Annotated in this window: 22 protein-coding genes and 2 pseudogenes; 14 read left to right on the top strand and 10 right to left on the bottom strand. The window is 37.5% G+C overall.

Annotated features, from left to right (window positions below):
- Positions 1 to 1,173 (top strand): molybdopterin-synthase adenylyltransferase MoeB, encoded by a 1,173-nt coding sequence (moeB, locus tag H6F47_RS08305; protein WP_096566447.1) that lies wholly within the window; start codon positions 1 to 3, stop codon positions 1,171 to 1,173.
- Here moeB and H6F47_RS08300 read toward each other — a convergent pair.
- A complete protein-coding gene (locus H6F47_RS08300; protein ID WP_190648522.1) occupies positions 1,170 to 1,442 on the bottom strand; it encodes a hypothetical protein in 273 nt (90 codons plus the stop codon). The two genes, moeB and H6F47_RS08300, sit on opposite strands and share 4 nt — an antisense overlap.
- A gap of 30 nt (positions 1,443 to 1,472) precedes the next feature.
- Between H6F47_RS08300 and recA the strand changes: the two genes are divergently transcribed.
- The gene (recA, locus tag H6F47_RS08295; RefSeq protein WP_096566445.1) at positions 1,473 to 2,549 is read left to right on the top strand and encodes a recombinase RecA; all 1,077 of its coding nucleotides are present in this window, start codon (positions 1,473 to 1,475) and stop codon (positions 2,547 to 2,549) included.
- A gap of 156 nt (positions 2,550 to 2,705) precedes the next feature.
- Here recA and H6F47_RS08290 read toward each other — a convergent pair whose 3' ends face one another.
- Positions 2,706 to 3,236 carry a hypothetical protein gene (locus H6F47_RS08290; protein WP_190346958.1) on the bottom strand — a complete coding sequence of 177 codons (531 nt, stop codon included), beginning with the start codon at positions 3,234 to 3,236 and terminating at the stop codon, positions 2,706 to 2,708.
- A 508-nt stretch (positions 3,237 to 3,744) separates the two neighbouring features.
- On the opposite strand from H6F47_RS08290, the gene H6F47_RS08285 reads away from it, so the two are divergent.
- Positions 3,745 to 4,830 carry a response regulator gene (locus tag H6F47_RS08285; protein ID WP_137667071.1) on the top strand — a complete coding sequence of 362 codons (1,086 nt, stop codon included), beginning with the start codon at positions 3,745 to 3,747 and terminating at the stop codon, positions 4,828 to 4,830.
- A gap of 359 nt (positions 4,831 to 5,189) precedes the next feature.
- Here the strand turns inward: H6F47_RS08285 and H6F47_RS28830 are convergent, their stop codons facing one another.
- Both H6F47_RS28830 and H6F47_RS08275 read right to left on the bottom strand, forming a co-directional pair.
- The gene (locus H6F47_RS28830) at positions 5,190 to 6,404 is read right to left on the bottom strand and encodes a hybrid sensor histidine kinase/response regulator (RefSeq protein WP_137667070.1); all 1,215 of its coding nucleotides are present in this window, start codon (positions 6,402 to 6,404) and stop codon (positions 5,190 to 5,192) included.
- Positions 6,405 to 6,711: 307 nt separating this feature from the next.
- Positions 6,712 to 7,272: a helix-turn-helix domain-containing protein gene (locus H6F47_RS08275; protein WP_242027357.1), complete on the bottom strand. Its 561-nt coding sequence runs from the start codon at positions 7,270 to 7,272 to the stop codon at positions 6,712 to 6,714.
- 297 nt (positions 7,273 to 7,569) lie between these two features.
- Between H6F47_RS08275 and H6F47_RS08270 the strand changes: the two genes are divergently transcribed.
- Positions 7,570 to 9,672: a hydantoinase/oxoprolinase family protein gene (locus tag H6F47_RS08270; RefSeq protein ID WP_190648519.1), complete on the top strand. Its 2,103-nt coding sequence runs from the start codon at positions 7,570 to 7,572 to the stop codon at positions 9,670 to 9,672.
- 253 nt (positions 9,673 to 9,925) lie between these two features.
- Here H6F47_RS08270 and H6F47_RS08265 read toward each other — a convergent pair whose 3' ends face one another.
- Complete coding sequence (locus tag H6F47_RS08265; protein WP_190346955.1) at positions 9,926 to 11,335, bottom strand: amidohydrolase; 1,410 nt, start codon at positions 11,333 to 11,335, stop codon at positions 9,926 to 9,928.
- A gap of 92 nt (positions 11,336 to 11,427) precedes the next feature.
- Here H6F47_RS08265 and H6F47_RS08260 point away from each other — a divergent pair, with 92 nt between their 5' ends.
- From H6F47_RS08260 to H6F47_RS08255, 3 genes are read left to right on the top strand one after another with little or no spacing between them, the layout of a single operon-like run.
- Positions 11,428 to 12,216 (top strand): cysteine hydrolase family protein, encoded by a 789-nt coding sequence (locus H6F47_RS08260; protein WP_096566437.1) that lies wholly within the window; start codon positions 11,428 to 11,430, stop codon positions 12,214 to 12,216.
- A 10-nt stretch (positions 12,217 to 12,226) separates the two neighbouring features.
- Positions 12,227 to 12,349 carry a hypothetical protein gene (locus H6F47_RS28460; protein ID WP_277877140.1) on the top strand — a complete coding sequence of 41 codons (123 nt, stop codon included), beginning with the start codon at positions 12,227 to 12,229 and terminating at the stop codon, positions 12,347 to 12,349.
- Positions 12,328 to 12,789, top strand: a complete 462-nt coding sequence (locus H6F47_RS08255; protein WP_096572601.1) for a cupin domain-containing protein — start codon at positions 12,328 to 12,330, stop codon at positions 12,787 to 12,789. The genes H6F47_RS28460 and H6F47_RS08255 overlap by 22 nt, the downstream gene beginning before the upstream one ends.
- A 358-nt stretch (positions 12,790 to 13,147) precedes the next feature.
- Here the strand turns inward: H6F47_RS08255 and H6F47_RS08250 are convergent, their stop codons facing one another.
- Entirely contained in the window at positions 13,148 to 13,957 is an 810-nt protein-coding gene (locus H6F47_RS08250; protein WP_137666881.1) for an SDR family oxidoreductase, read from the bottom strand.
- Positions 13,958 to 14,538: 581 nt separating this feature from the next.
- Between H6F47_RS08250 and H6F47_RS08245 the strand changes: the two genes are divergently transcribed.
- Positions 14,539 to 14,958, top strand: coding sequence for an NUDIX hydrolase (locus H6F47_RS08245; RefSeq protein ID WP_137666882.1), 420 nt, complete (start codon positions 14,539 to 14,541; stop codon positions 14,956 to 14,958).
- 66 nt (positions 14,959 to 15,024) lie between these two features.
- Here the strand turns inward: H6F47_RS08245 and H6F47_RS08240 are convergent, their stop codons facing one another.
- The gene (locus H6F47_RS08240) at positions 15,025 to 15,252 is read right to left on the bottom strand and encodes a DUF4114 domain-containing protein (protein ID WP_190648558.1); all 228 of its coding nucleotides are present in this window, start codon (positions 15,250 to 15,252) and stop codon (positions 15,025 to 15,027) included.
- A gap of 220 nt (positions 15,253 to 15,472) precedes the next feature.
- Between H6F47_RS08240 and H6F47_RS08235 the strand changes: the two are divergent.
- Positions 15,473 to 15,904 (top strand): annotated as a pseudogene (locus H6F47_RS08235) (DUF4277 domain-containing protein); the annotation flags it as partial.
- Positions 15,905 to 16,150: 246 nt separating this feature from the next.
- Here H6F47_RS08235 and H6F47_RS08230 read toward each other — a convergent pair.
- A complete protein-coding gene (locus tag H6F47_RS08230) occupies positions 16,151 to 17,461 on the bottom strand; it encodes a hypothetical protein (protein WP_137666885.1) in 1,311 nt (436 codons plus the stop codon).
- Positions 17,462 to 18,843: 1,382 nt separating this feature from the next.
- Positions 18,844 to 18,954: pseudogene (locus H6F47_RS27830) on the bottom strand (RNA-guided endonuclease TnpB family protein); the annotation flags it as partial.
- Positions 18,955 to 19,477: 523 nt separating this feature from the next.
- Here H6F47_RS27830 and fmt point away from each other — a divergent pair.
- Complete coding sequence (gene fmt, locus H6F47_RS08225; protein ID WP_190648516.1) at positions 19,478 to 20,479, top strand: methionyl-tRNA formyltransferase; 1,002 nt, start codon at positions 19,478 to 19,480, stop codon at positions 20,477 to 20,479.
- Positions 20,480 to 20,545: 66 nt separating this feature from the next.
- Here the strand turns inward: fmt and H6F47_RS08220 are convergent, their stop codons facing one another.
- Positions 20,546 to 20,908 carry a DUF6464 family protein gene (locus H6F47_RS08220; protein WP_190648513.1) on the bottom strand — a complete coding sequence of 121 codons (363 nt, stop codon included), beginning with the start codon at positions 20,906 to 20,908 and terminating at the stop codon, positions 20,546 to 20,548.
- A 775-nt stretch (positions 20,909 to 21,683) separates the two neighbouring features.
- Between H6F47_RS08220 and psaC the strand changes: the two genes are divergently transcribed.
- From psaC to H6F47_RS08200, 4 genes are all read left to right on the top strand, one after another.
- The gene (gene psaC / locus H6F47_RS08215; RefSeq protein ID WP_010997613.1) at positions 21,684 to 21,929 is read left to right on the top strand and encodes a photosystem I iron-sulfur center protein PsaC; all 246 of its coding nucleotides are present in this window, start codon (positions 21,684 to 21,686) and stop codon (positions 21,927 to 21,929) included.
- A 268-nt stretch (positions 21,930 to 22,197) separates the two neighbouring features.
- On the top strand, positions 22,198 to 24,075 hold the full coding sequence (gene glmS, locus H6F47_RS08210) for a glutamine--fructose-6-phosphate transaminase (isomerizing) (RefSeq protein ID WP_137666887.1): 1,878 nt from the start codon (positions 22,198 to 22,200) through the stop codon (positions 24,073 to 24,075).
- Positions 24,076 to 24,305: 230 nt separating this feature from the next.
- Positions 24,306 to 24,830, top strand: coding sequence for a COP23 domain-containing protein (locus H6F47_RS08205; protein ID WP_137666888.1), 525 nt, complete (start codon positions 24,306 to 24,308; stop codon positions 24,828 to 24,830).
- Positions 24,831 to 24,859: 29 nt separating this feature from the next.
- The gene (locus H6F47_RS08200) at positions 24,860 to 25,744 is read left to right on the top strand and encodes a serine protease (RefSeq protein WP_137666889.1); all 885 of its coding nucleotides are present in this window, start codon (positions 24,860 to 24,862) and stop codon (positions 25,742 to 25,744) included.
- Positions 25,745 to 25,853: the final 109 nt, after the last annotated feature.

Raw genomic sequence — 25,853 nt, 5'->3', positions numbered from 1 at the left:
ATGCTAAATCCTAATCTGGATGAAATCCAGTTAACGAAAGACGACTACGAACGCTACTCCCGTCATTTAATCTTGCCCGAAGTGGGTCTAGAAGGACAAAAACGCCTCAAAGCTGCCAGTGTATTATGTATAGGTACTGGTGGACTTGGTTCGCCATTGCTGTTATACTTAGCAGCCGCAGGTATTGGCCGCATCGGTATTGTTGACTTTGATGTGGTTGATTTTTCTAACTTGCAACGTCAAGTTATCCACGGCACATCCTGGGTAGGTAAACCCAAAATTGAATCCGCAAAAGACCGCATTCACGAAATTAACCCCTATTGTCAGGTTGACTTATACGAAACTCGTCTCAGTGCGGAAAACGCTTTAGATATCATTCGTCCTTATGATGTCGTCGTTGATGGAACTGACAACTTCCCCACACGCTATTTAGTTAACGACGCTTGCGTATTATTAAACAAACCTAACGTTTACGGTTCAATCTTCCGTTTTGAAGGACAAGCAACCGTCTTTAACTACGAAGGTGGTCCTAACTATCGTGATTTATACCCCGAACCACCACCACCAGGAATGGTCCCTTCCTGTGCAGAAGGTGGAGTGTTAGGAATTTTACCGGGAATTATTGGTGTGATCCAAGCGACGGAAACGGTAAAAATTATTATTGGTAAAGGTACTACTCTCAGTGGGCGTTTAATGTTGTACAACGCTTTGGATATGAAATTCCGAGAGTTGAAATTACGTCCTAACCCCATCCGTCCGGTAATTGAAAAACTGATTGACTACGAAGAATTTTGTGGTATTCCCCAAGCAAAAGCAGCAGAAGCGAAGCAACAAATGGACATTCAAGAAATGACCGTTACGGAATTAAAAGCATTAATTGATAGCGGGGCGCAAGATTTTGTCCTGTTGGATGTACGTAACCCCCACGAGTATGAAATTGCGAAAATTCCTGGTTCTGTCTTAGTACCATTGCCAGAGATTGAAAATGGTGATGGTGTTACTCAGGTAAAAGAATTACTTAACGGACACCGTTTAATTGCCCATTGTAAAATGGGTGGACGTTCTGCCAAAGCTCTGGCTATTCTCAAAGAAGCGGGTATAGTGGGAACTAACGTTAAAGGTGGCATTAATGCTTGGAGTTTGGAAGTAGATCCTTCTGTGCCACAGTATTAAATTGGGAATTGGGAACTGGTGATTGGTGATTGGTGATAGGGGACTGGGGACTGGTGATTGGGGAAACAGGAAATATTTATCTTTCTCCTGACTCCTGTACGGGCGAAGCATTCGGAAAATAGGCTTGGACAAAAATTTATAATTAGTCGCCCGAATGCTTCGCCCATACCACTCCTGACTCCTCCCATAAAACTTTTTTCCCACACCTTACCAATTGCACTTTTTCCGGTTAAAATAGTATATCTGTTCCAATCAAGAACCCAACGCAACTTTCTTAAATCCTATATTTAGAGGCTCTAATGGCAACCAACACAGCGGATACTGGCAAGCAAAAAGCACTGAATATGGTACTCAACCAGATTGAGCGCAGCTTTGGTAAAGGGGCAATTATGCGCTTGGGTGATGCTACCCGGATGCGTGTAGAAACAATTTCCACAGGGGCGCTAACACTGGATTTAGCTTTGGGTGGTGGTTTACCCAAGGGAAGGGTGATTGAGATTTATGGACCGGAAAGTTCTGGTAAAACTACAGTAGCTCTTCATGCGATCGCAGAAATACAAAAAAATGGCGGCATAGCTGCTTTCGTAGATGCAGAACACGCATTAGATCCCACCTACGCAGCTGCACTAGGTGTAGATATTGAAAATTTACTGGTTTCCCAACCGGATACTGGTGAAGCAGGTTTAGAAATCGTTGATCAGTTAGTACGTTCCGCCGCCGTTGATATAGTTGTCATTGACTCCGTAGCCGCCCTAGTACCCCGTGCGGAAATCGAAGGTGATATGGGTGATGCTCACGTAGGTTTACAAGCACGATTGATGAGCCAAGCCTTACGGAAAATTACAGGTAATATTGGTAAATCTGGTTGCACAGTTATATTTATTAACCAATTACGGCAAAAAATCGGTGTCACCTACGGTAGTCCAGAAACCACAACGGGCGGTAATGCGTTGAAATTTTACGCTTCCGTGCGTCTAGATATTCGCAGAATTCAAACCTTGAAAAAAGGTTCTGATGAATTTGGTAATAGAGTAAAAGTGAAAGTTGCCAAAAATAAAGTTGCACCACCCTTTAGAATTGCCGAATTTGACATTATCTTTGGTAAAGGAGTTTCTACCCTTGGTTGTTTAGTGGACTTAGCAGAAGAAACCGGCATTTTACTGCGGAAAGGTGCGTGGTACAGTTACAACGGTGATAACATTTCCCAAGGTCGAGATAACGCCATTAAATATCTAGAAGAAAAACCAGATTTTGCAGAAAAAATTAAAGAACAAGTCCGCGGGAAATTAGATCAAGGCGCAGTAGTTTCTGCTAATTCTGTTTCTAAATCTAATGAAGAAGATGATGAAGAAGAAATGGAATTAGACGAAGAATAAAAACCCTATTTTCTTTGATCTCGTTCCCAGTCTCAGACTGGGAATGCTATTACAGAGGCTCTGCCTCTGTTTTTTTATTGAAGGCAGAGCCTTCTATAATTCATTCCCATACAGAGTATGGGAACGAGAAAATACAGAATATGGGAACGAGAAATGTTAAAATTCTACAGTTTCAAATTCAAAAATAGAAATCAGACGATCATCAACATAAACTTCTATTCTGTGTTTACCAAGAGGATCACCAGGAGCGATTTTCCAGTAATTTTCAATCACACCATTTTTAACTGTTTGCGTCCGCGTTGTGATGGCTGTACTACCATCCGCAGATAGGGAAAAATTCTCATCCTTCTCCGGTGTAGCCCAAGTTTCTGGGGCTTTTGGTAAACGTAAAACTTCCCGCCATTTGACTTTACCCTGGTAATTTTGTAGTGTCATTCTCCAACCATAAGCATCACCTTTTTTTAAAGGTACTTTGGTGGTGGGAAAAAAATTAGCTTTACCTTGGGAGTCTACTATTCTCACTCCAAATTCAGATTTACTAACATTAATCTGTTTACCATTAACTAATTGAGAAACTTCTGGGGGTGCTTCCGCTAAAACTGTATTCCTATTTTGCAAATTTGTAGGTAAAAAGGCAACCATCAACCACAGAGAAGTTAGCAAAAACCTAAAAAACGAAATTCTCATAAGCATTTTTGGCAGATATTATATTAGTCATTAATTCTATTATTTTTAGCCCTAGTCCGGTTGAAGATGTGAAAATTATTGGACTGTAAATTGTTCGTAAATTGTTCGTAAATTGTTCACATTCACAGTTGCAGGACTTATGCAAAATAGAAGGAAAGTAGGGGTAATTCATGAATTACCCCTACCCAAGAATCAGGTTGTTAGTACAATATTTTTAGTACAATATTTTTAGTACAATATTGCGTAAGTCCTAACTTGTGTAAGTTGAATATTCAATCCCTTCAATCCCTGCAACCTACTGATATACTGTAAGTATATCTACGGTAAGACTTTCTAAGTGGACAGTAGGATCAGCTAAATTATATTAAGTCAGTTATTCCTCATTTATCACGAAGCGCAAATAGCTTACAATTAGTCATAATCAAGTATCAAGATTAAAGCAAAAGGCAATCTGAGTTGTTATCCTTATTTTTAATCCATCTACCAAATAATATCAGGGAAACAAAAAATGAAAAACATTTTAATTATTGAAGATGAAGTTGAAATCAGAAACAATATCCAAGAAATTTTAGAACTCTCAGAGTTTGATACACTAATTGCAGAAAATGGCTTACAGGGTGTGCAATTGGCTAAAGATAAACATCCTGATTTAATTATTTGTGATTTGATGATGCCCGAGTTAGATGGCTATAGTGTCTTAACTCAACTTCGTCAGGATTTTTCTACTGCAACCATTCCTTTAATTTTCTTAACTGCTAGAGCGGATAAATCAGATTTACGTCGAGGGATGGAACTTGGTGCAGATGATTACCTAACTAAGCCTTTTCATCCAGATGAATTACTACAAGCAATTAATACTCGATTGGATAAACAAGCAATAGTAGATGAACGAACTCAAAAAAAATTAAATGATTTAAGCAGTTCTATCAGTCATTCACTTCCCCATGAAATCAATACTCCTCTGAATCATATTTTAGGATTCTCAAATTTATTGATGCTTGAGGAAAACCTTTCCCATGAAAATCTGGAAATTTTAGGATCCATTCATCAAGCTGCTCTGAGGTTACATAGACTAACTATTAACTTCCTGATGTATGCAGACTTGGAATTAATAGCATCTGATCCAGAAAAAGTGGAACGGCTTCGTAATAATGGAGTCAAAAGTTTTGTCAAATCAACTATGGAAAATGTAGCTGTACAAATTGCTGAAAAAGCACATAGAACAGCAGATTTGAGTATAGAAATATCTGATGCAATAGTCAAAGTTTCTCCTGTCAGACTCAGTAAAATTGCTGAGGAAATAATTGATAATGCTTTGAAATTTTCTCTACCTAATACACCAGTAAAAATTATCGGCTATAGCAGTAATAATTCCTATCATTTATATGTGATTGACTACGGCAGAGGAATGACCAAAGAGCAAATTTCTAGAGTTGGGGCTTATGTCCAGTTTGAACGTAAAATGTATGAACAACAAGGTTCTGGACTGGGATTATCAATTGCTAAGAGGTTAGTGGAACTGCATGGAGGAAAGTTTTTAATTGAGAGTATACCAGGAGCAGAAACTATTATTAAAATTATGCTTCCCCAGTGATAATAACATTATGATCAATTGATAATGGATAATTGACAATTAATAAGTAGGTGGGCGCTAAAAATTGTCCTGATGACAGGCAAGAGGCAAGAGGTTTTTGATTAATTTATTCTTTGTTACATACTTCTGTTTTTTCCCAGCAACTTACTTACTTATCTTGATAGTAATTAGGCCAGATTGGGCTACAAACATGATTTTTGCGTAGGGGTAATTCATGAATTACCCCTAATTTCGTTATTTTTTGTGTAAGTCCTGCTTTACATAGTTTGGTTTTTTTGTGCCTACCTACTTACCAATTATCAATTACCAATTACCAGCCTCAACAGATATGTTAATTGTTTAACTAGACGTGATATTAATTATCCTTTGAAAAAAGGAAGACTAACTGTAAATGTTGTTCCTTCTCCCGCACGACTTTCTACGTTAATTTTCCCTTGGTGCAGATCCACACATTTTTTGACTATGGCCAGCCCTAAACCAGTTCCTACAATTGTACCAACGTTAGATGCTCGGTGAAAAGGTTCAAATAAATTAGCTTGATCTGCTTCAGGAATACCAATGCCGCGATCGCTAATTTTAAATAATATTTGATTATTGTTTTTAGTCAAACTAAAATTAACCAAATTGTGAGACGGAGAATACTTAATAGCATTAGTCAGGAGATTGGTGAGAATTTGCCGTAAAATTTTTTCATCAAACTGAATAATCAGATAATTTTCCATAATTTCCTCGCCTAAATCTAAATAGAAATTAATTGTATGTTGGTTACTCGTAGTTTCGATTTCTTCTTTGAGATGACGACAGAAAGCGATAATATCTGATGCTTCTAAATGTAATTCTATTTTCTCGGATTCGGCGCGGTTAATCATCAGTACATCATCCAGTATTTGGGTTATATGCTTAATGGTGTTTTGGATGGTTTGGAAATGTTGCTCTTTTCTTTCTGCACTCAGGCGATCGCTAAATTTTTGCAAAATACCCGATGATGAAGAAATAATGGCTAAAGGTGTACGAAACTCGTGGGATGCCATTGTAATAAACCGAGATTTCAATTGGCTTAATTCTTTTTCTTTTTCTAGTGCTGCTTGTAATTCTGCTGTTCGTTCTGCCACTCTCTGTTCTAAGTCCTCATTACGTTGTGTCAGTTGTCTGAGTTCCTGGTTTTGCCGTTCTAAAGATGTAATTAAACTCTGTAAATGTAAATGCGTACGTACACGGGCTAGTAATTCTTCTTTTTGAAAGGGCTTAGTAATATAATCAACAGCACCTAGACTTAAACCTTTCACCTTATCCATAGTATCAGCCAGAGCAGTCATAAAAATTATCGGGATCGACTGCGTGCGAGGATCGGCTTGAAGTTGCTCACAAATTTCAAATCCGCTAATATCAGGCAACATAATATCTAGCAGAATTAAATTAGGCATAATATCATCAACTTTCTGTATCACATTTAGTCCATTTGCTTCCATTTTGACGTTATATCCTGCGGCACTCAAGGTATAATCCAGAAGTTTTAAATTAATAGGATTGTCGTCAACTACTAAAATAGTGCTATGGTTAGTTAAAATTTTCACAGTTTCTTCCTTATGATTGGCGATTGGTGATTAATAATTGGTAGTTGGTTATTATTCATTGTTAATTAGTAATACAGCATATTGTAGGTAAATAAGATAAAAATTTTCATCACAGAGCCTTGCACTAAAAGGGTTTTACGGCTGACCGCTAACTGCTGTTAGCTTTTCTATTGAGGGGATGCTGAATAAATGTAAAATCTAGATAAATCAAGGGATTGAGGATGATGAAAATTAAAATTGCGCCTGGTTTTAGGTGCTATGATCCTCAAAGAGCGCAGTCGAAGTAAGCGTGGCGTTAGCCATACTCCTAGCCCTCACAGATAACTTTTTCAGCAAACCCTATTTCTATTTTCCAAGAGATAAACCTGCCTGTCGGCAGACATGGCCACTTATCAGCTTGTTTACTTATGGTGACAGATTTCGGTTTATATCCTGTCGGGAGAATTTCATAAGTTTTTAGCCAGCCAATTACAGGGACTTTGATTTTTCTATAGTCAATATGAATTGCCCCATCTAAGGTAAAAGAATCCTGTCTCCCTTTTTTCTTGAATTTAGGAAAGCCTTTACTTTTTTTGAAGAAGGATTTAAAGGCATCTGACAGATATCTTAATGCGTATTGAGGGGCGCATTTAGAAACTTCATAATACCAAGGAAGGGTAGATTTAATGGCTGCTACTAACCATTTATGTAAATCTATAGCTGTGGGAAATTTGATTTTGTCTTGAGGATTAAGTTTGTTATGTAATAATACCTGTTGACAAAGTGCTAAACCTTGATTCCAAGCGTGTCTGGCTACTCCTGCGTGTTGCGCCAGTAGTAGTCGTTGTTGCTTGTTAACTTTGAGTTGGGTTTTGAATCCTAGTAGCATAAAGTGAGAACTCACCGTATTATTACTAAGGAAAGGAGGCAGGAGTTCTTAATTTTGGATTTTCGATGCAAGGATTTTGGATTGTTTTTGTTATATCCAATCTAAAATCTAACATCTAAAATTTCCCGCCCACACCAATCTCTTCAGAAATAAAAACGAATTTGCTATATCAATACCTTCGCCAAAACTCTGAAACCCTATTGATATCGTAACGATTTTATTGGGTTTCAGACCTATCTTTGGAAAATTGGCATAGGTATTGCTATATATATTATATATTATTGAGGAATTTTGGTAATGTTGAAAATTTTTGCTGATCGGGGTGGCACATTTACAGATATTGTCGCTGTCACCAATAATCAAACAATAATAGATCGACTTGTAAATTGTCCAGAACGTTTTTTAATTGTTCCTTTGCCTAATCAGCAATGGATAATAGTCTATAAATTATTATCAGAAAATCCTGAACAATATGCAGATGCAGTTATTCAAGGAGTTCGGGATATTATCGGCATATCCGGTAATGAACAGATTCCCTATCAAAATATAGAAGTTGTCAAAATGGGAACAACAGTAGCTACCAATGCGCTGTTAGAAAGACATGGTGATAGGGTTGTTTTGCTCATTACCAAAGGTTTTAAAGATGCGTTAAGAATTGGCTACCAAAACCGCCCAAATATCTTTGCTCGTCAGATTATTTTACCCACTATGCTTTATGAACAGGTAATTGAGGTAGATGAAAGATATGATGCCCAAGGTAATGAATTAATACCAGTCAATATAGCACAAGTTAAACAGGATTTACAAAAAGTTTACAACACAGGAATTAGAAGTTGTGCCATTGTTTTGATGCACAGCGATCGCTATCCCCAACATGAACAACAAATAGCCCAAATTGCCGAAGAAATAGGCTTTACACAAATTTCAGTATCCCATCAAGTCAGTCCCTTAATGAAACTTGTGAGTAGAGGAGATACAACTGTTGTTGATGCTTATTTAACTCCTATCCTCCGTCGCTATGTTAACCAAGTAGCTAGTCATTTACCCAATGTCAGATTAATGTTTATGAAATCTGATGGAGGGTTAACCGATGCAGAACAATTTCAAGGTAAAGATAGTATTTTAAGTGGCCCTGCTGGTGGTATTGTTGGTGCAGTTCAAACTAGCAAAAGAGCAGGATTTGATTTAGTAATTACCTTTGATATGGGAGGAACAAGTACAGATGTTGCTCACTTTAAAGGAGAATATGAAAGACAACTAGATTTAGAAATTGCCGGTGCGCGGATGCGAGTTCCCGTATTAGCAATTAATACTATTGCTGCGGGTGGTGGTTCAATTTTATTTTTTGACGGTTCTAGTTATCGTGTCGGACCAGAATCTGCTGGATCAAATCCTGGACCCGCTTCCTATCGACGTGGAGGACCATTAACAGTCACAGATGCTAACGTCATGTTAGGGAAAATTCAACCTCAATATTTCCCCGCAGTTTTTGGTAGTGAAGGGAAATTACCCCTAGATAAAGAAATAGTAATTCAGAAGTTTACACAATTAGCTGAAGATATTGCATCTCTCACTGGAAATTATCGAACTCCCGCACAAGTAGCATCGGGTTTTATTTCTATTGCTGTCGAAAATATGGCCAATGCTATTAAAAAAATCAGCCTCCAACGTGGTTATGATGTCACTCAATATGTACTTTGTTGTTTTGGGGGTGCAGGTGGACAAGTTGCTTGTTTAATTGCTGATACTTTAGGAATGAAACAGATATTTTTACACCCTTTTGCTGGGGTACTTTCTGCTTATGGTATGGGTTTAGCTGATGTGAGAGTTACCAAATTAACAGGAGTAGAACACCCTTTAAATCAATCATTAATTCCCCACTTACAGCAATTAATGGCATCTTTAGAAGACCAATCCAGAAGGGAGTTAAACAAACAACAAGAAACGAAACTAGAAGAAGTAGTAGTTAAAAAAGTTAATTTAAAATATGAGGGTAATAATTCAATTATCACAGTAGATTTTACCTTAGATGTGGCATTCATGCAAAATAATTTTGAAAAAGAACATAAATCAAGGTATGGTTTCATTCAAACAGAAAAACCCTTAATTGTTGAATCCATTTCTGTAGAAGTCATCCAAAAAATGGATACGCCTGAAGAACCTGTAATTATTCGTCAACGCCCACAACAGAAAACACCCCAACCAGTGGAAATAGTCCAAATGTTTACTGAACAAAAATGGCATGATACACCAGTTTATCTTCGGGAACATTTACAACCAGGAGATCATATAAATGGTGCTGCAATAATTGTGGAAAAAATTAGCACAATTGTCGTTGAACCGAACTGGAAAGCAATATTAACTGAGCGTAATCATTTAATTTTACAACGCCTTGTTTAGTTTTTTCGTTTTAAAAAATGTCAGGTTGTTGGTTGATTTATTTCCCAAAAGCCGCATTGTTTTATATTATTAAACGTAAAACAGGAAGGTGTATAAATCCTCTACTTCTTAAAGAAGTAGGGGATCTGGATATGAGGTTTTTTAAGGTTGACATACTTACAAAAAAAATATTTCAATCATGAACAATTGATAATTACCTCTCCCTGAAAGGAAGAGGATTTAAAAAAATGAAACAATTATCAATTATCAATTATCAATTGTCAATTGATAAGCCCATCACTCGACGATAATGAACCTCAATTTGTTCTAAAGTTGGTGATTTTCCCCGACTTACCCACTGACTACGGTTAAATAATTCTTTTCGCAATTCATCAACATTAATAGTTGTAAATTTCCCATTATCAATAATTTGTTTACCATTTACCCAAGCACTATTAACAACATTTACAGGACGACCTAATACTAATAAACCAATGGGATCTGTACGAGGAAGCAAAGATAAACTGGTTAAATCATAAAGTACCAAATCTGCTTTTTTACCCACATTTAAAGACCCCAATTTTTCATCAATCCCTAATCCTTTTGCACCACCTAAAGCAGCCATTTCTACCGCTTGACGTGGTGTAATCCAGGATTTATAATCAAAATCAGTCACGTTATGTAAAATAGAACCTATTTTAATCGCTTCTAACAAATCTTGAGAGTCATTACTAGAAGCACCATCACAACCAAAAGTTACATTTACCCCTGCTTGAATATATTTTAAAATCGGTGCAATACCGCTACCTAAACGCAGGTTACTTAACGGGTTATGAACAATAGTAGATTTGGTTTCTGCCAAAATTTGAATATCAGCATCAGTTAACCAAACGCAATGAGCTAAACTGGTTTTTTCATGCAAAAATCCAATATGATTTAAATGTTCAACCGCACTACAACCATATTTTTCTAATGCTAACTTTTCCTGGGCTTTAGTTTCCAATAAGTGCGAATGACGACAAAGATTGTAGCGATCGCTCAACTCAATACAACCCGTAAATAAAGCATCAGTACATAATTGAATTCCCGTCGGTGCAACTAAAATAGTTATACCTTCCTCTGGACGATGAAACTTAATAACAGCTTCTTCTATAATTGCTAATGTTTCCGCAGGAGAACGAAAATAAGGTTGATGATTTTCTAAAAATTTACCTTCTGGCATCCCCGCAGTTAAAGATTCATCTTGAATTAAAGGAGCAATAAAAGCCCTAATTCCTATTTCTTGATAAGCGCGAACAGCAGTAGAAATAGTTTCTAACTCTTTATCAGGAATTAACACCAAATGATCTACAACACTTGTTCCCCCAGACAGCAAAGTTTCCGCAGCCGTACCCAAGGCGCTGAGATAAACTTGTTCAATATCCAGAAGAGAAAAATCATACAAATACGCCAACCATAATTCTAAAGGTAAAGGTGGAATTATTCCCCGTTGCCACTTTTCCGAAGAATGGGTGTGGGCGTTGAAAAAACCAGGTAGCAGCAGTTTATTTTCACCGTCAATTGCAGTACCAATCACATCCAAATCTTCACCAATAGCAGCGATGATACCATTAACAACCTGAACATCTAAAGTTGTGTAACCATCTGTAACAGCAATTAAAGCTTTTTTAATAGTAAAGTTCATGATTTTCACCTTTTTTAACGTTGATTAAGCAATTGCACAATTATGATTATTTCAAGTTACAAAAGAATCAATGATCTTGGGTGCCAACAATTATGAATCTACCCTTACGAACACTAGGATTTTACCCCAACGCTTGGGAAGTCAATGAAAGCTTTGCAGATATTACTCGTCCGCAAAAAACCCCACAACCCGTTATTTTAACAACAGAAACCAAAACTGTGCGTATCGACTTGGCAAAAACCGCCATTATCATTATTGATATGCAAAACGACTTTTGTCATCCTGATGGCTGGTTAGCGCATATTGGTGTGGATGTCACCCCCGCACGTCAACCCATAGTACCTTTACAAAACTTATTACCACAATTGCGGGCTGTTAATGTGCCAATAATTTGGTTAAATTGGGGTAATAGACCAGACTTACTCAATATTAGTGCAGGTTTGCTTCATGTTTATAATCCCACCGGTGAAGGTGTAGGATTAGGTGATAGCCTACCTAAAAACGGTGCAAAGGTGCTGATGAAAGATAGCTGGGCAGCGGCGGTAGTAGAGGAATTAGAACAACTTGAGACAGATATTTGCATTGATAAATATCGCATGAGTGGGTTTTGGGATACATCCTTAGATAGTATTCTCAGAAACTTAGGAATAACGACAATATTATTTGCGGGTGTCAATGCTGATCAATGTGTTCTCACAACTTTATGTGATGCTAATTTTTTAGGATACGACTGCATTTTAGTCCAAGATTGTACAGCCACAACTTCACCAGAATATTGTTGGTTAGCAACTTTGTACAACGTTAAACAATGCTTTGGTTTTGTTACTGATTCTTCGGCAATTATAGCAGGAGTCAGTAGTCAGCATAATTTTAGATTTTAGATTTTAGATTTTGGATTTTAGATTTTGGATTTTAGATTTTGGATTGATTAATACCCAATCACCAATCACCAATCACCAGTCACCAATCACCAATCACCAATTACCAAATATATGGTTACTACAAGTTGTGTAATTCCAGTTATCAAATCTCCCCAAGATTATCAAGCATACCGTATCAATCCCCGTGATACAAATCGGTTAGCAATTATCTTTGATTCCACAACTGCAAATACTTCCTTAACTTGTTGTGTAGAAATCTTTGATATTGGGGGACAAACTCCACCAAATCGCCATCAATGGGCAGTGGAAATGTTTTTTATTCTCAAAGGAGAAGGAGTTGCAATTTGTGATGGCAAAAAAGTACCTATCAAGGCCGGAGATAGTTTATTAGTTCCACCAAATGGCACTCATTTGATTAGAAATACAGGTAAAAATCGTCTTTACATACTAACAATTATGGTTCCTAATGAAGACTTTTCAGAACTAATTAGGAGTGGTATACCTGTAGAATTGGATGCTGAAGATATGGCGGTTTTAGGAAGATTAGATTCTTTGAAATTCGTTGAAAACTAGAATCCATATCAATACTTGTCGGTTAAGCTCAAAAAAATAAATTATGTAGGTTGGGTTAAGGAACGAAACCCAACATTTACAAGGGTTCTTTGGGTTTCACTTTGTTCAACCCAACCTACGAAAATCCTTAACCGAGCAGTATTGGAATCCATATATCCTCAAAGTCTCAGAAAAAATCAAGGATTTGGGGATATTTCAATAATGGACAATTAACAATTAAAAATTGACAATGACAAAGCGGATTTTTTTTTGTTTTGTTCCCCTTGAAAGGGGAGGTTTTAAACCGTATGGCTAACGCCACGCTACGCTATCGGCTGACGCTCACGGCGGAAGCCTTGAATGAAACAATTATCAATTATCAATTGTCAATTGTCAATTGATAAAAAAGCTTTTCCCAGTCAATTACATTTGGTCTTGTTCCTTGATTAACTAACTCAAAAACCTGATTAGCAGCACTGGGATAAAACAAACTTTCCACACAAGCAGCAGCCACATCAATGCGACTAGCATCACCAGAAAGTTGATCACCTTTACCCAAGACTACATTTAATTTACCTTCTGTCTTTGCCTTGAGTAAAGTATTCAAATCATAAGAAGTATAAGGTCCATCAATTAACCTACCAGGGCGTATAATTGTATAGGGAATACCTGAATTAATGATAGCGTCTTCACCTTCCTTTTTCGCATCCAGCACACCAAATTTATTGAGAATATTAAAAGGAAACTGATTTTTTCTGAGAATACCACAGGAAGAAACAAACACTAATCTATTTAAAATTTTCGGTGCTGCTGCAACTAAATTTTTTACAGCTTGGGAATCAACTTTTAAAGGTGTATTTTTAGCTTTATTTTCAAGTGGTTGAGTATCAAACAAAGCTAAACCAAAATCAATGGGATTCACAGATGAATCAAACTCCCATCTAGCAGAAGGAAAAGCAGTAGTTCCCGTACAACAGATAATAGAAGTGATATTTAACATTGCTGGTGAGAGGGTATTGGGTTCGCGGATATCACCAACAAAAATTTCTACTTTGTCATTAAACATTTTTGCAGCTTTGTTTGCATCCCGTGTGAGAATGCGAACTGACAAACCTTTTTCTAAAAGTTTGCTAACTACAAGTTGTCCTACACCACCAGTTGCACCCGGAACTAATATTAAATCTGCCATGAAAGTTTTTATGTTGTTAGTTATGTTTAAAAAAACTGATTTATATTATATACCAATCTTCAATGAGATGTGTTAAATTAACGTAAGTATTCAGCTGTCGGTTTCCATCAGCAGCAGGTTAAAAAACATAAATACCAGTTTGTAAATGTACAACAGCGAGCGATCGCAATTTGTCCATCTGGCAAAATCACACCCCCAGCGATAATCTGCTTTAATGGCGGTTTTTCTGGTTCAATTAACCAAAATGTTGGCAGTTGAGTTTACATAACTGACACTATAATTACACTATTTTATTGCCAATATGGCTTTCCTCCGCAGTTGGTTTTAATTAATATAATCGAGTAATACGTTCAAGGCTTTGCTTTCATGACAATATAATTATCCTGTTAATTGGATATGAAATACCATCACAAAGGAGCAATAGTCAAACTTGGTGAAAAATTATACGGAATAACTAATTAACAGCGTGAAAGATGTAACCAAAGACATATAGTAAAAATTGTCAACATGACCATAGCGATCGCCTTGTAGATATGGCAGTAATTACAATCTAGAAGTTAATGTATCAGGAATGTACTTCTATGAGCAGAAAAACCAATAAAATTTGTAAACAATCAGGAGTGATTCCATATCGTGTCCGAGATGGAAAAGTAGAAGTTTTATTAATCACTAATCGTAAACGGCAAAGTTGGGTAATTCCCAAAGGAGGAGTTTGCAAAGGGATGACTCCACCTGATTCAGCAGCTAAAGAAGCTTGGGAAGAAGCAGGGGTTATTGGTCGGGTAAATACTGAAAAAATCGGTGCTTATAAATATAGTAAACGTGGTAATATTTACCGGGTTCATTTATTTTGGTTGCCAGTAGATCAAGTATTAGAAGACTGGCCAGAAGCATCTCAAAGAGAAAGGATATGGTTAGATATTAATCACGCTGCCATGATAGTCAAAGAAAATTCTCTTAAAAGAATTTTGCAAACTTCAAAAGAGCAAGTCAAAGTTTAATATTTATTTAACATTTTTATCATGATTATAGAGACGTTTCATTAAACGTCTCTATATTTGTTATCTCTAAACTATGGATGACAAGTTAACTTTGACAATTATATCGTTGTAATCCAAGTCTCCCCCATTTGGTAAATCTTCAAAGCCAAAGGTGTTATCTCCCAAAAGTCGAACATGATCTACACGACCAGGGTTAGCACCTAAGAATGTAAAATAAACTTCTGGGTCATTGCCGGAATTGCTATCAAGAATAGCATCGGGTCTACCATTGACAATTAAAAATGGTACGTAGATATGACCACCTTCTAACCCACATTCCGCACTTCAATTTGTAGTACATATACAAGTATCATAAGCAGCATAGAGGGTTAAACAGAAATACGCAATTAAGAAAGTAAAAATATAGACGTTAATTTCCATTTGACTACGAGATAGAAATTCATAAGGCATTGAGAATAAACTTAGAAAGAAAATGAGAGAATAAGATTGAATTACCTAAAAATGCCTTCATATTATGAATTACCAACAAGAAGATATTGAGAGTAAAAACATAGATCACTTAGGAATAATAGCAGGAATAATAGATGAGATAGGAATAGTAGAAAAAATCAATGAAATATTCTCAGTGGATAGTAGAGAGAAAGTAAACACAGGAAAAGTAGTCAAAGCAATTATTCTGAATGGACTAGGCTTTGTATCAAGACCACTATATTTATTTCCAGAATTCTTTAAAGATAAAGCCGTAGAACATCTAATAGGAGAAGGAATAAAAGCAGAAGACTTAAATGACGATAAAATAGGTAGAGTCATGGATAAACTCTATAAATATGGCTTAACTAAATTATTCCTAATAATCGCCTTAGAAGTAGTAAAAAAATACGGAATAAATACAAAATATTCCCATTTAGACTCAAGCTCATTACATTTACATGGAAAATATTTGAAGTGCGGAATGTGGGTCAAGACTTGGGGGACAAGGAAGGACAGTGGACAAGGGAGGAAAACCGTACAAAATCATATTCTCTTGGTAACAAAAAGACTATTGTGCGGAGAAAATCTTCCTTGTCTACTTTCCCTCCTTGTCTTCCTAGTCCTGCCTTAATAGATAATATTAAAAACCTACCCCTGTGAGGCCCCCTTCCCCCCTGCTTCTTCTGCCTCCTGACTCCTGACTCCTTGATCTCCTGACTAACTATCTAGACGCAACTTGAGGTTCTGCCCAAACCTGTCTATCTCTTGTCCCAAAAGTCACAGGTTGATCACCGTCGTTGCTGACATTGATAGTTTTGCCATCACTGGCAACTTGTACCAAAGGCCAATTTTCTTCCCCTAGTTCACCCGCACGGAATAGCACGTGATCAGGTTGTTTTTTACTCCACCCTAACAAGATTGCTATTTTCTCATGCTCATCTTCTCCTTGGGCAGGAGCAACGGTTTGAGTATGATTTTCTTGCCGTTCCCAAATTACTGCATGATCTGTCAGGTCTGCTGTGTTGAACATACCTACAAATTTGCGGGCTAAAAAGCGATCGCCTTTTTCGGACCAACTAACCGGAACTAATACCCCTATTTTCCCTTGGGTATCAGCTTGATCTGAAATCTGTTGATCTAACAGGGGATCGCCAACAGCAGCAGTTTTTGACATCACCCGCAGTCTCTTGGTTTGCCGATCTTCGATAAACAACAAGCTGGTAACTCGGCTGTTGTGCATTTCCGGTTGTATTTCCAGTTGCACTCGGCTATAAACCGCATACCTACCATCAGGAGAAACCACTGGTATACTGCGATAGTGCCGCACTCCAGAACCCCCTTTACCACCTATAGCTTCTTGAGTCATCATGATCCATTTCCAAGGAATTGGATGAGGACTATTTATGGGATCATCTGGTACTGTATCGTACTGCTGTTGCTGTTCATTTACAGGTATTTCCATCATTGTGGATGGCTGTGGTTCTCTAATATTTGATGTGCTTGCAGATGTTTTTAATACCTCATTCTCTAAACTCGCACGTTCTAAAGAATTTACCTCACCCTGTAAAGCCTGGCTCTTAACATCTTTTAATTTTTGAATTAAATCTCTCTGACTAGTAGGTATTTTTGCTAAGTTTTCCTGTTTTACTACCGCTAAAATATCGCTGACAGGTAAATTACTATTTGAGTGCTGATTTTGTTGTCCTGCCCCAGAATTAATTTTATCAGCCTGTAATACTTGTTTTGCTTGACTCACAGGCTTATTTACTGATCCAAAGTTCCCAAATTTTGCTTCCAAGGAGTTGACTTTACCTATCTTTAAATCATTTTTCCCAGCTATAGCCGTTACCTGGGAATTTGAATCAGATTGGCCAATTCCTGTACTAATCTTTCCTACTTTTAAATGTGATTGTTTCGCTATGCTAGAGTGAATTGATACACCTACCAAGGGAGCAATTAATATAACAACGATAACGTACTTAAAAAATGGTTGTACGCGGAACCATCCTGACAGCAAAAGGGATTTCAGCATGATTGGACTCTCTAAGGGGCAGTGGCTGTGTGAGGAGCAATGTCTATGCAGGAAGAGAAAAAGCTATGATTATATGTATAACAACAAACTAGAATCTCTAACGAGATTATCTGGATAAATTTTGCATCACTTTACAAAAGTTTTCTAATCATCAATTAACCCCTTTACATTCTTTGAATAACTTAGTTTTTTTAGGTGAATATAATCACAGAGAATACCGACGTTAATCATTTTCGGATTCTCTAAATAAGTATTTATATCTCAAAACTGCCTATATTTAGGTAGACCACAATATAGGTATAACCAAATATAGGAGTTTCCGACAGGATATAAACTACGCTGTTAGGTGACTAATTCTAGTGCCTAAATTCATTTATTCTGATAAAAATGTTTTAGCAAGAGCTAATCCATTCCTTCAGGTTTATAAGGAAATCAAGTGAGCCAAAACTACCGAGATAAAGTATCGGAGCAAGGCATTGATACTTTATCGTACTAAGGAACAGTGGATGTAGGCGAACGGATTACCCCTTCATGGGCAGGTAATCAACCTGTATAAAAACATAACTGCCTAACGGCAATCGATACCTTGACAACTGAAGATTGGTGGGTTCTATTCCATAGTTCTAGTTCCTTGCTAGGAATAGGTAAAATCTACCCTTCGGGAAGCCGCTTCGCGTCTACATGGGAGCTAGACTTGTGTTGAGCGCACTTGTACTGAGCGACTTGTACTGAGCGACTTGTACTGAGCCTGTACTGAGCCTGTCCTGAGCCTGTCCTGAGCCTGTCCTGAGCGGTGTCGAAGGGCGGTGTCGAAGGGCGCAGTCGAAGTAAGTCGAAGTAAGTCGAAGTAGTCGAAACACGACACAGAATTTAAACTCAAACAAAATTTGGAATCATCCAACTAGGAAAGGGCATTCCCTAAGTAACGCTTGAGGAGAGAACCACCTCTGGATTAGAAACTGCAAGGGATCTAGTCTAAGTGGACTCGTTGAATCAAGAATATCCGCTCCTTTAGGACTCAGAGTGTCAAGTCTAAAACTGATTTATTCCTTTAAAATTTTGGCAAAGTCGGGTCAACATCAAAAACCTCACCTTTATCTCTACCAAATTCAGCAGTTACAAATTAGCTTGCAATCAATTGACCCTCCCCGCCTTAAAAAGACGGGGATTCTTGTTTCAATGAGCAACCATGCCCAAACTTGTTACCAAATCTGGGTAGAGGGTCATCTCTCCACAAGCGTTAACCCTGAGCGCAGTCGAAGGGTAAAAGTTTCCGTCCGCCCGACGGTACTTAAATCATAGCCTGTCTGTTTTAGTGCCTTCGCCAAAATATTGATTGCAGCGTTGTGGTCACGATCAAGAATGCACCCACAGTTACAAACAATCCAAAACCGTAGGCACTTGTTACGAATGAACTGGCTTATCCGTATAGCTTCATCAATTCTTTGATGTTGCTGTTTTGTGCCTTTGGCTTTGAACTCGAAAACAATCATGTTTATTACCAGTTCGACCTACTCCAAAAATAGCATTATTTAGGGGAACTGTCAATCCCTAAGCAAATAAGTCAGGATCATAATAGCCCCACGCATGGGCAGTGCATTCACCTACATCCACCGCCTAAAGTACGATAAAGTATCGGAACTTGGTGGAGATACTTTATCGGGCGTGGTTTTGGCTCACTCGATTTTCTTATAAGCTGGGTGAGTAGATGCTTAATTGTCCTGCCATGAGACAATACAAAAGATTATAACCTGTAAACAGCAGATACAATCAGTGATTGATCTTGGTTAACCTGCTGGTTGGGTCGTTGTATTTTATTCAGGAACTTTTTGTAGCACCTATAATAAACATTCTACCATTAAATAGCGAAAATTAATGTACTCAAAGCAAAATTGCTTTGCGTCTTTTTCACGGTTATTGTGATTTAGTCCATTGTGGGCTGTCAGTTGTCAGTGAATCGTGACGCATTTAATATTAACTAGTAAATCCTAGCTAAAAACTCGCAACAAATTAATAATGAAAGTTGTATTTTTTGGTACTCCCCAGTTTGCTGTTCCCACTCTAGAAAAATTACTGAATAATCCAGATATTGAAGTTTTAGCAGTTGTCACTCAACCGGATAAACGACGAGAACGTGGGAATAAACTAACACCTTCTCCTGTCAAAACACTTGCTAATGCTCACAATCTCCCAGTATGGCAACCTGAGAAAGTTAAAAAAGATGGGGAAACTTTAAACCAACTACAACAATTAGATGCGGATGCGTTTGTTGTTGTTGCTTATGGACAAATTTTGTCTAAGAAAATCTTAAATATGCCAAAATTGGGTTGTATCAATGTACATGGTTCGATTTTACCCCAATATCGAGGGGCTGCTCCTATTCAGTGGTGTATCTATAACGGTGAAAAAGAAACTGGTATCACAACCATGTTAATGGATGTGGGCATGGATACAGGAGATATGCTATTAAAAGCAAATACACCAATTGGTTTACTGGAGAATGCCCAAGTTTTAGCCGATAAATTAGCGGTTATAGGTGCAGATTTATTGCTGGAAACTTTATTAAAATGGGAACGCCAGGAAATTACACCTATTCCCCAGGATGATTCTCTGGCCAATTATGCATCATTGATTCAAAAAGAAGACTATAGCCTAGACTGGTCAAAAAGTGCCATTAAATTACATAATCAAATTAGAGGCTTTTATCCTAACTGCGTCACAACTTTTCGCAATCAACCTTTGAAAATTACTGCTACAGTTCCTCTTAAACGTGCTTATATTCAAGAGCTCCCAGAACAATTACGAGATAAAATACACAATTTACCAGATTTGTCAACTGTATCTACCCAACCTGGCGAAGTAGTAAACATTGCCAAAGGTATAGGAGCAATTGTTCAAACTGGGGAAGGGTTGTTATGGTTAAGAGAAGTTCAACCAACTGGTAAACGTCTCCAGTCAGGATGGGACTTTGTTAATGGTACTCGTTTAACCATAGGGGAGGTAATGGGTAATTGGTAATGGGTAATTGGTAATTGGGAAGAATAAACTTTTGCCTCTTGCCTTCTTACTGTCACCTGTCACCTGTCATCTGTCACCTGAACTTTCATAGAACCGACAAGACTCACAAGGACCATCTGGGTTGACTGCACAGCGGATGATTTCTGAATGAGCATTGTAATCACAACTAGCATCACCTATAACCCAACGTCCAGCTACTAAACTTTTTTCTGATGGTCGTTTAGCTTTTTGGACATAAATAGCGATATTATGTAGGCGGTAGCGTCCTGCTTTCAACTGATACCTATGACGACGCTCTAATACTGCATAGGTTTTACCTTCAAAATCAACATAGTTCCCTGGTTGGGGTGTCCAATCAAGTTGTAATCTACCAAGAGACTGACGCGGGTTTGTTAAAATCAACTCAGTTGGTAAAGAGTCTGGTTTCATAATCAGTTTATGTGATGGGATTTACATTATTAAAAATGGTATCGTAATCGGTGAATTAACCTCTACCATAGGTGACTAGGGCTGGATTATGATTAATGATTTACTATATTTTTGAGCAATTTGCATCTTAATAAAAAATTTAACAATTTCTTTTGAAGTGTAACAGAGATAGATAGCGACGCACAATTCCTACTTTACTATAATTATTTCTCCTGACTCCTTTAAGGGCGAAGCATTCGGGCGATAAATTGTCAATTTGTATCACAGGTTATTTTCCGAATGCTTCGCCCCTACGTAGCCCCTACGACTCCTTGATCTCCTGAGATAAAATTTTGATCTTACTCTACAGTAATATTACATAAAATAAGTCAAAAAAACATAACATATTTGATGATTACTAGGAAATTGCAGCGCATTTAATTTTGTGTAATTTTGTATCTAATTAGTTAATACTTCTTAACAAATTGATGGAACTTGAGAGTTACCAGCGACCAATTTATAGGTACTATAGATAACCCTGAGAAATTGCTCGGAAATTTACACATCTTTACAATTTGCCATATTTGGAGACAGTCAATAGAGTAAACACTTGATGCCCCTGTTGCTGATTAAAGCTGAATAGCAGCGATTTTGGCAAATAAAATGTTCATAGGGCTTATTAAATTGTTTGAAGTTATGTAGCCTTTTACTTACAGCCCATCCAGCACTGCGGTAAACTATGCGTTGATTATGATTCCTTCCCAAAGAAGAGAACTCGAAAGGAGCAGTTTTTTCAATGTCTCATACCGTAAAAATCTACGATACCTGCATCGGCTGCACCCAATGTGTCCGCGCTTGTCCCACTGACGTTTTAGAGATGGTTCCCTGGGATGGCTGTAAAGCTGCTCAAGTGGCATCTTCACCCCGCACAGAAGACTGCGTAGGCTGCAAACGCTGTGAAACAGCTTGCCCCACCGACTTTTTGAGCATCCGCGTTTATTTGGGTGCTGAAACAACTCGCAGCATGGGTCTAGCATACTAACAAAGCTGGTATTTTAAAATACTCAGTACAATAGTGCTGAAGACTGAGCTAGGGAGAAACAAGAAACCCATCAACTAACACGATTCTTGTTTCTTCTCTCAGTTTTCAGCACTTAATATTTTTTAGGAGTTCAGGAGGCAGGAGAAAGATAAATATTTCCCCAGTCCCCAGTCACCAGTCCCCAGCCTTTTGATTTGATATAATTACCGCTTTATGGTGATAACTGTTAACTGATAATTGTTAACTAATAACCGGAGTAGTATAAAAAATGTGTGGAATTGTTGGATATATAGGCACTCAAGCAGCAACGGATATTTTATTATCTGGACTGGAAAAGTTAGAGTATAGAGGTTATGATTCTGCGGGTATTGCTACGATATGGGAAGGTGATATCCATTGCGTGCGGGCTAAGGGTAAATTACTAAATTTGCGTTCTAAACTGGAACAAGTAGAAAACCCGGCTCAAATTGGTATTGGTCATACTCGTTGGGCAACTCATGGTAAACCAGAAGAATATAATGCCCATCCCCATCAGGATACTGCTTTGCGGATAGCGGTGGTGCAGAATGGAATTATTGAAAATTATCGTGAATTGCGGGAACATTTAAAAGCATTAGGACATGAATTTCGTTCAGATACAGATACAGAAGTTATTCCCCATCTCATCGCTGAATGTTTAAAGCATATTCCTGAAGATAGTAATTCGGCTTCTGTGTTTTTAGAAGCGGTGCGGGAAGCGGTGCAAAAGTTAGAAGGGGCTTATGCGATCGCAGTTATTTCTGCTGACTACGCTGATGAATTGATTGTAGTGCGTCAGCAAGCGCCTTTAGTAATTGGGTTTGGACAAGGTGAGTTTTTCTGTGCTTCGGACACGCCGGCAATTGTTGCCCATACCCGCGCTGTATTGCCCTTAGAAAATGGGGAAATTGCCCGTTTGACTCCGTTGGGGGTTGAGGTGTACAACTTTGCTGGAAATCGTTTAAAGAAGCATCCCCGCACTTTGAATTGGAATCCCATTATGGTGGAAAAGCAGGGATTTAAACACTTCATGCTCAAGGAGATTTATGAGCAACCGGGTGTAGTTAGAGCTTGTTTAGAAGCTTATTTTCCGGGAAGTGGGGAAACTCCTGTTAGTTTGAATTTAGCAGAGGAATTTTACGCAGATTTAGAACAAATTCAAATTGTGGCTTGTGGTACAAGTTGGCACGCAGCGTTGGTAGGTAAGTATTTATTAGAACAATTGGCAGAAATTCCCACTCAAGTACAATATGCCTCTGAATTTCGCTATGCACCTACACCTTTGACTGCTAATACTTTAACTATTGGGGTGACTCAATCAGGAGAAACTGCGGATACTTTAGCTGCTTTAAGTATGGAAAAAGACCGTAGACAAGTAAAAGAAGCTAAGTATCAAGCGCGACTTTTAGGCATTACCAACCGCCCGGAAAGCACTTTGGGGCAAATGGTGAGTAATATTATTAATACTCATGGGGGGATTGAAATTGGTGTTGCGGCGACGAAAACTTTTATTGCTCAGTTGATGGCGTTTTATGGTTTAGCTTTAGATTTAGCTTATCGTCGGCAAACAATTTCTTCTGAAAGGTTAACAGAAATTATTGCTGGTTTAAGGCAGTTACCGATAGAAATTGAGGCGATTTTAGAAACTCAGGAAAAATATATTGAACAGTTAGTTCATGAGTTTACAGAAACAAAAGATTTCATTTTTGTAGGGAGGGGAATTAATTTTCCTATTGCTTTAGAAGGGGCTTTGAAATTAAAAGAAATTAGTTATATTCATGCGGAAGGATATCCAGCAGGAGAGATGAAACATGGACCGATCGCATTATTAGATAGTAAAGTTCCGGTAGTAGCGATCGCTATGCCTGGTAGTGTCTATGAAAAGGTGATTTCTAATGCCCAGGAAGCGAAGGCGAGAGATTCCCGGTTAATAGGAGTGACATCTGTGAATGATGGAGAAGCAGCAGAAATTTTTAATGATTTAATTCCTGTTAGTGATGTAGAGGAAATTTTGTCGCCTATTTTGACAGTTATTCCGTTGCAATTATTGGCTTATCATATTGCAGCGAGAAAGGGTTTAGATGTCGATCAGCCAAGGAATTTGGCTAAGTCTGTAACAGTTGAATAATAGGAAAATAGGGTTAATTTTGTGCGATCGCCTATTTTTTGTTGATGAGCGATCGCACCTGAATCAAGTCACTGATGATAGCAGAAGATAAGACTAATACTGAAAACATTCGTTAGAAAACTTTAATGTATTTTCACACAAACAAAATTATACTGCTATTATATAATATAATTAATCTCCCCAAATAGACTTATCCATCAATTTTACCTTCAGGGTTTAGTCACAAACTTATGCAACTCAAACTACTGTCACAAATATTTTTAGGGTCATCTATCGCTTCCCTAATAGCCTTAATCTTACAACAACCCAGTTACGCAGGTCAGAAATATAGGTGTGACACCAGTGGGAAACACCCTATTACCCGTGTTCGCACAGGTCGCGGTGAAGAACCTATGTTACAGTGGATTAGTAACTCCTTTATTCTGTCCCCAAAAGAACGTTGTCAAATAGTTAGCAACAGATTACAGAGATACTACGATAATCAAATGATGCCATATCTCACATCGAGAAGAAGCATTAACGGTTATCCTGTATTGTGTATAGTTGATCGAGTACGTGGTAATTGCTTAAAAGAAGATGTGGTAGTTACTCTTATACCCGGTACTGATCCTGGTAGAGTTTTGAAACAAATCAAATATTTTCGTCGAGGTGCTGCTGGTGCAAGACCTGTACCATTAAGTAATAGCACAACAGCGTTTTATGAAGATGGGGAAGTTTATATCAACCTGAATGAAATTTTAGAGGAAGAAAATTAAAATGTATTACCTATAATTTTCAGAGAACAATGATTGGTAAATATCTACTGTCAGGACTTAATTTTACACTGTTTTTTGTCACTTGTTTAGGAGGAATAGTTATTTTTCTTTCGGCACAACAAACAACATTTTTACCGTCATCTGATAGCAGTCAATTGTCAGATTATCAGGTAAAACAAACAGGAAAATTGATCACAGTGAAAATTCTCTCCAATGGTTTTTTAGGAACAGGAACACTGATCAAAAAACAAGGAGAAATTTATACTGTAATCACCAATGATCATGTATTGAACGCTAGTAATCTACCTTATCAAATTCAAACTCCTGATGGTAGAATTTATCCAGCTAAAATTTCCCAAATTGTGAAATTTGGAGATCATGATTTAGGATTATTGCAATTTAGTTCTGAACAAATTTATCAAATTGCCACTATGGGAAATTCATCTAGGTTAACCGTAGGAGATAAAGTTTTTACTACTGGGTTTACTAACGAAATTAAAGAGATAATTTTCATTAAAGGAAATGTATCTCTAGTTCTTGATAAACCTTTAGAGGGAAGTTATCAACTGGGATATACTAATAATATTAATAAAGGTATGAGTGGAGGACCTGTGTTGAATATTCAAAGTGAATTAGTGGGTATTAATGGTTTACACAAAAACCCGTTATGGGAAACACCAGATTTATATATTGATGGTTCACAACCTTGTAAACCTGTGCAGGATATGATAGTTAATTCTAGTTGGGGAATACCTATAGAAACTATAGCGCGACTTGCACCGCAATTTGTGCAAATTAAACCGCCTCAATTATTAATTGTATCGCAAGATTCCGGGAAGTTTATTAATTATAATTATTTAAATAATTTGCAAATGCAGGTGGACGCGGTGGTGGCTAAAAGTTGTCAACTTTAATTGTCAGAATAGGAAATTGCTAGAATCAGGATTTCCAGGATTAAAGGATGTACAAAATATTTAATTTAGCTTAATTCTACAAGTCATTAAAACCAAATTTTTCAGGTGG

The sequence above is a fragment of the Sphaerospermopsis sp. FACHB-1094 genome, from assembly GCF_014696195.1.
Taxonomy (GTDB): Bacteria; Cyanobacteriota; Cyanobacteriia; order Cyanobacteriales; family Nostocaceae; genus Sphaerospermopsis; species Sphaerospermopsis kisseleviana.
Note: the sequence above shows the minus strand (reverse complement) of the source record. Positions and strands in the feature narration are given on the sequence as shown.